This is a genomic window from Holdemania sp., assembly GCF_986127675.1.
The window spans coordinates 1-5191 of sequence record NZ_CFQZWI010000148.1; the positions used below are offsets into that span (position 1 = coordinate 1).

The following is a 5191-nucleotide window of genomic DNA, read 5'->3' on the forward strand; positions in this document are numbered from 1 at the left end:
GATCGCGCATGGCTGAGAATATCAATACGGTCAATCACCGCTGGATCCGGGAAACATTCGAGCATGTCAACCTGGCCGTCGACGCCACCTGCGGCGGAGGCAACGACACCGTTTTCCTCGCCGGTCTGGCCGACAATGTGCTGGCGCTGGACATCCAGCTCGAAGCGGTGAGGAAAACGCAGAAAAAAACCGCCGGCTTCGCCAACGTGACGGTCATTCAGGCCGATCATGCCGAACTGGCGCGTTGGCTGACGCAGCCGGCCCAGATCATTGTCTTTAACCTGGGGTATCTCCCCTATTCTTCCAGCCCGCTGATCACGACGCCTAAAACAACCCTGCCGGCACTGGACGCCGCCATATCGCATCTGACGCCGGATGGCTTGTTGGCGCTGGCCTGTTACCGCGGCCATGCGGGCGGCATGGAAGAATGGCAGGCCGTCGTCGGCTGGATCGAGCAACTAGGCTCAGCCTGGAGCGTACGGTCCTATACCGACGGCCGGCCGGCAGCGCCGATTCTGTACCACCTGTGCCGGAGCTGACCGTCAGAAAAAGCATGAAATAAGAAACGCAAACAGATAAACTGATCTTTCAAAAAGAATCCCCATCTGAGGATTCTTTTTCTTAAGGGATCTGACGACGGCGCACCGCTTCCTGCCAGGCGCAGAAATCCCGCCGGGCGATCAACAGTCCGATGCCCTGGTTATTTTCCGGATTCAGCCGCCGTTCCACTTCTTCCGGACACAGCCACACCGGCTCCGCCATCATCCGCCGCTCCCTGGCCGACAACGCGCGGGGATGCAATCCCGGTTCACAATGCGCGACGAAGAACGTGCTGTGATTGCGCCGCTGCAGCCGATGATATTCGTCTTCTATCCAGCCCAGTTCAATCCAATCCGTCAGCACCGCGCCCAATTCCTCCCGCGCTTCCCGGATCGCAGCCTGACTCGCACTCTCCCCGGCCTCAATCCCGCCGCCGCAGCTTTCCAGATGATCGCGCAGGCCGAATTCATCTTGTCCCAACACATGAATCATCCCGATCCGCCCCTGCGGATTGATCACAAATACGCGAGCGGTTTTCCGCAGCGTGAGAATCGGCTGATCGGGATCTACGGTATCTTCAAAAATACCTAAGCATGCCATAAGCTTTCCTCCTTCTCCCATCTAAGACAAATGAAAATGTTCATCCAAACAACCTTGTTTTTCTCGATGAAATCTGAGAACCTCAGCGCCGGACATAACAGACTTGCGATTCAAAAAACCAGAAGAAATCAAAAAAAGAACATCCGAAGATGTCCTCTTATCAGAATTGATTCTATCTCTTGGGGGGGATCTATTATTGTTTGAATGGGTGGGGGAAAAACAATAACAGATGAATCAATCCAGGTCCTATGACCTGATAGAATATTACTGAATTTATGGTTTCTTGTCAATACAAATTCTAAAAAAAGGCTTAACTAAACGGTTTTTGTAGACACTTTACGGAATTTGTCTAATTTTATTTCTGGCATTGGCGAACAAATGTTTCAAAGATCGCACGGTGGCCTGGATCCGCAGTTAAGCGTTCCGGATGCCACTGCACGGCCAGAATTTTGTCCTTTTCTATCGCTTCCGCCAGTCCGTCCTCGCTCCAGGAAGAAACGACGAAGCCGTCGGCAACTCTGTCGATGTTTTGATGATGAAAGCTGTTGACCGCATGCCGCGGACCGAACAGTTCATACAGCAGCGTCCCCTCCACAAAGGTATTGTCATGAAACGGTGCGTCCATCGCCGGCTTCGGCTCGGCTTTGTGCTGTTGGTGTCCGGCAGGGCGCATGGCCGGATACTGGGTGTTGAGATCCTGAATCAGCGTGCCGCCGAACACCACGTTGATGCTTTGGATGCCCCGGCAGATGCCTAAGATTGGTTTTCCTTTCGCCGCGAAGCGCCGGATCAGCTCAAGATCCAGCGTGTCCATGCGCGGATCGGTAAGCTCGACGGATGGATGAGCGCTCTGATGGAATAACGCCGGATCCAGATCCTCGCCGCCGGTCACTAACAATCCGTCGAAACGTTCGGCAATCGCTTCATAATCCTCGTCGCTGCCGTAATTCACAAGCACCGGAATGCCGCCGCCCAGCGCAACCGCGTCAAAGTACGTCTGATTATCAAAAATCCGGTTCTGTCCCTGGAATTCGCCGATGCGGGCAGTTAGGGCAATCATGGGTTTCTTCATTCTCTTTCCTCATTTCTATGTTCCTGTTTCATTATAATCAAAGTTTTTAAGAAAATCACACATTTTAACACAATTTCGACATATTTCGCCTATACTTCTCTGGTATATTATAGTCAGCAAGAGCGAGAAGACCTCTTGCCTGTACGATAACCTCTTCTCCTACGAACTAACATAATATCCCCTTTAAAAAAATTATCGTACAGAAACATTCTATCCCCTTATAAACAAGGAAAAAGGCCCTTTGGAACGGAGGCCTTTTTTCTTGGCTTCATCCGTCGCTGCGCGCCCAGCGCAATAACAGCCATGCGACCATGACTAATGAAATCACCGTGCCCCAGCGCTCGATATCGACGACATAGCCCAGTGTCCGAATACACCAGCCGACAAGCACGCTCCGCAATAACCGCGCCGTACCATCGCTTAGCAGAAATGGGATCAGGGCCATCTGCGTCATGCCGGCCAGATAGGCCAGCAGGAAATCCGGAATCGGGGTGACGCCGCCGATAAACACCGCCAGCACGCCGTAGCGATCCATCAGCTGCCTGCCTGATGCGATCTCCTGCTCGCTGGCAAATTTGCGCAGCACGGCCTGCTGGGCCCGCCTTGCGATCTGATAGCCGATCCAGCCGCCGATTGCCGTGCCGAGGGCCCCTTCCATCGCGTACAGCAGCCAGCCGTCCTGATTTTTAAGAATCAGCGGAATCAGCACCACCTCCAGCGACGGCAGCGGCAGAAACGCCTTAAGACAGGCGTAGAGAACCAGCCCGCCTTGTTGAATTGCTTCCAGCGTGCCGATAGGCATCCTCCTCCTTAGTCCATGAGTTCCCTCAGGTCTTCAATTATATGATCCGGAGCGAAGGAATATGCCGCAGCCGCCTGCCGGTCATGCACGCCTGTCGTCACTAAAATCGTTTCAATTCCCGCCTGAACGCCGCACAGAATATCCGTTTCCATGTTATCGCCGACAATCACCACCTCATCTTTGCCCAAGCCCAGATAGGCCAGTGCGCCTTCAATGATCGCGGCATGCGGTTTGCCTATCTTGACCGCCTCGCGCGAGCTGGCATATTCCATCAGCGCCACCGTCGATCCGTTGCCGCAGTTGGCTCCCGCTTCGCTGAGCAAGATCCGATCGTTGTTGGTACCGACCAGAATCGCCCCGGCCAGCACCTGCCGCAGCGCCAGTGAATACTTCTCCCAGGTTCCTTCCTTATCCAGGCCGATAAACACCAGATCAGCCTGGTCGTTCACCAGCTCATAGCCATTGTTCAGCAGCGCTTCGCGCAGCCCTTCATCCCCGACCATGTACGCCCGCTTCTTGTCGGGAAACCGCCGGATCATCGTATCGCTCGCCGCCATCGCCGAGGTGTAGAAGTGCTTCGGCTCAATTCCCCGGTAACCAATCTTCAGCATGTGATCCGCAGCCTGGCGCGGCGTGCGTCCGGAATTATTCGTTAGAAACAAGAACGGCAGCTGTTCCTTCAAGCAGTAATCAATAAAGACCTTCGCGCCCTCGATGATCGCCGTTCCGCGGTACATCGTGCCGTCCAGATCCAACAGGTAGCATTTTTTTGTCATCGTCTTTGGCTCCTTTTCTTTACCCTGCGATAGCGTAACACAAAGCCAAATCGCTTTCAAGTAAAAGAAAAGCCGGTCATTCACCGGCAAATCGAATTCTGGGATTTTTTTTGAAGTGGTCCGCGGGCTTTTTTAAACATCAAAATCAAAACGATCGCAGGCGCCGCAAATCCGGCGACGACAAGCAGCGCCGGATCGCATCCGATCGCCTCGGACAGCCAGCTGCAAAACACGGGCATGATCAATAACGACAAGCCCATATACACGCTCATCGCCGCCATCTGACCGCTGGATTTGAGCTTTTCCGAAATGATTTCGTCAATCATCAGCTTGGAGCTGATAATGATGATCGGAAACGTGACCATCTGGAAGACCGCCGCGGCGATCATCCACCACGGATTCTGAATCAGGCTGTAAACGACAAAGCGCACGCCGAACAGAACGGAAGCCCCCAGCATCAGGTTGGCTGGATCGTATTTCTTCATCAGCTTGTCCCCGACTAACAGAATCGGAATTTCCATCAGCGACTGCAGGCCCCACTTCGCTCCGACATGAAAGCTGGTTCCCCCGATCGCCATCACCTTGTCGACGACGATATACATGTCCGCCGTCCCCATCCCAAACAGGACGAGCAGAATCAGCACCAACAGGATATAGGCTTTATTTTTTACCAGTTCCTTTAAGTCCGCTACCTTGACGACCTTGCCGCTGGCGCGCTGAGCATCCTGTTGCTTCCACGCGAAGTACAGCGTCGCGCAGCTGGTCAGAAACACGAGCACGGCGATGACTGGGAAATCCAGCCAGTTTAATAAAATCGCCGCAGTCCAGCTGCCGATCGCCCAGCCAAACGCACCCCAGGCATGGATCCGGCTGTAAACCGGCTTGGTCTCATCAATCTGCAGCACCCATGTATCTTCTAATCCCTGCCACGTCCGGGCAATGCCGCCGGTCAGCGAGATCATCGCCAACAGGTACCAGAACTGCGGCCAGCGGAAGCCGAACAGCACGACGTCGCCGATGAAAAAGACGCCGAAGCTGATCAGGAAAAACCAGCGGCAGCCCTTGAATTTATCCGACAGATAGCCGAACAAAAACTGCGTGATGAGCGTCGAGATCGCCATTCCGGACAAAATAATCCCCTTCTGCGTGCCTTCAAAGCCCATCGAGACCAGATAGGGAATCGTCTGGGTCGTACCGATCGCGCCGGCCGCATACGAAAACAGAAACAGCCCGTTAAAACGGACGGCAGTTGATTTTTTCTTCATAGTCCACCTCGCAGTTAGTGTTCCCTGCCGGAGCGTCCGTCATTCATTACCGGTCTGTGAATTCCGCAGATTTCGCGATTCTTTTTGGCTCTTTCAAAAATAGTGTTGGTGAGAGAAAAACCGAAACAAGAAAGAC

6 protein-coding genes are annotated in these 5191 nt (G+C 53.7%); 1 reads left to right on the forward strand and 5 read right to left on the reverse strand.

Features of this window, described 5'->3' with window-relative positions:
• Nucleotides 1–539: tRNA 5-(aminomethyl)-2-thiouridylate-methyltransferase MnmM (gene mnmM / locus AC5OW4_RS14370; protein ID WP_493677133.1), on the forward strand; the 539-nt coding region annotated here is incomplete at its 5' end.
• 82 nt (nucleotides 540–621) lie between these two features.
• Here the strand turns inward: mnmM and AC5OW4_RS14375 are convergent.
• From AC5OW4_RS14375 to AC5OW4_RS14395, 5 genes are all read right to left on the reverse strand, one after another.
• The gene (locus AC5OW4_RS14375; protein ID WP_072684541.1) at nucleotides 622–1140 is read right to left on the reverse strand and encodes an NUDIX domain-containing protein; all 519 of its coding nucleotides are present in this window, start codon (nucleotides 1138–1140) and stop codon (nucleotides 622–624) included.
• 355 nt (nucleotides 1141–1495) lie between these two features.
• Nucleotides 1496–2212, reverse strand: a complete 717-nt coding sequence (locus tag AC5OW4_RS14380) for a gamma-glutamyl-gamma-aminobutyrate hydrolase family protein (RefSeq protein WP_072684542.1) — start codon at nucleotides 2210–2212, stop codon at nucleotides 1496–1498.
• Between the two features lie 268 nt (nucleotides 2213–2480).
• Nucleotides 2481–3014: a YqaA family protein gene (locus AC5OW4_RS14385; protein ID WP_072684543.1), complete on the reverse strand. Its 534-nt coding sequence runs from the start codon at nucleotides 3012–3014 to the stop codon at nucleotides 2481–2483.
• An 8-nt stretch (nucleotides 3015–3022) separates the two neighbouring features.
• The gene (locus tag AC5OW4_RS14390; protein WP_072684544.1) at nucleotides 3023–3790 is read right to left on the reverse strand and encodes an HAD-IIA family hydrolase; all 768 of its coding nucleotides are present in this window, start codon (nucleotides 3788–3790) and stop codon (nucleotides 3023–3025) included.
• Nucleotides 3791–3870: 80 nt separating this feature from the next.
• On the reverse strand, nucleotides 3871–5055 hold the full coding sequence (locus AC5OW4_RS14395) for an MFS transporter (RefSeq protein ID WP_072684545.1): 1185 nt from the start codon (nucleotides 5053–5055) through the stop codon (nucleotides 3871–3873).
• Nucleotides 5056–5191: the final 136 nt, after the last annotated feature.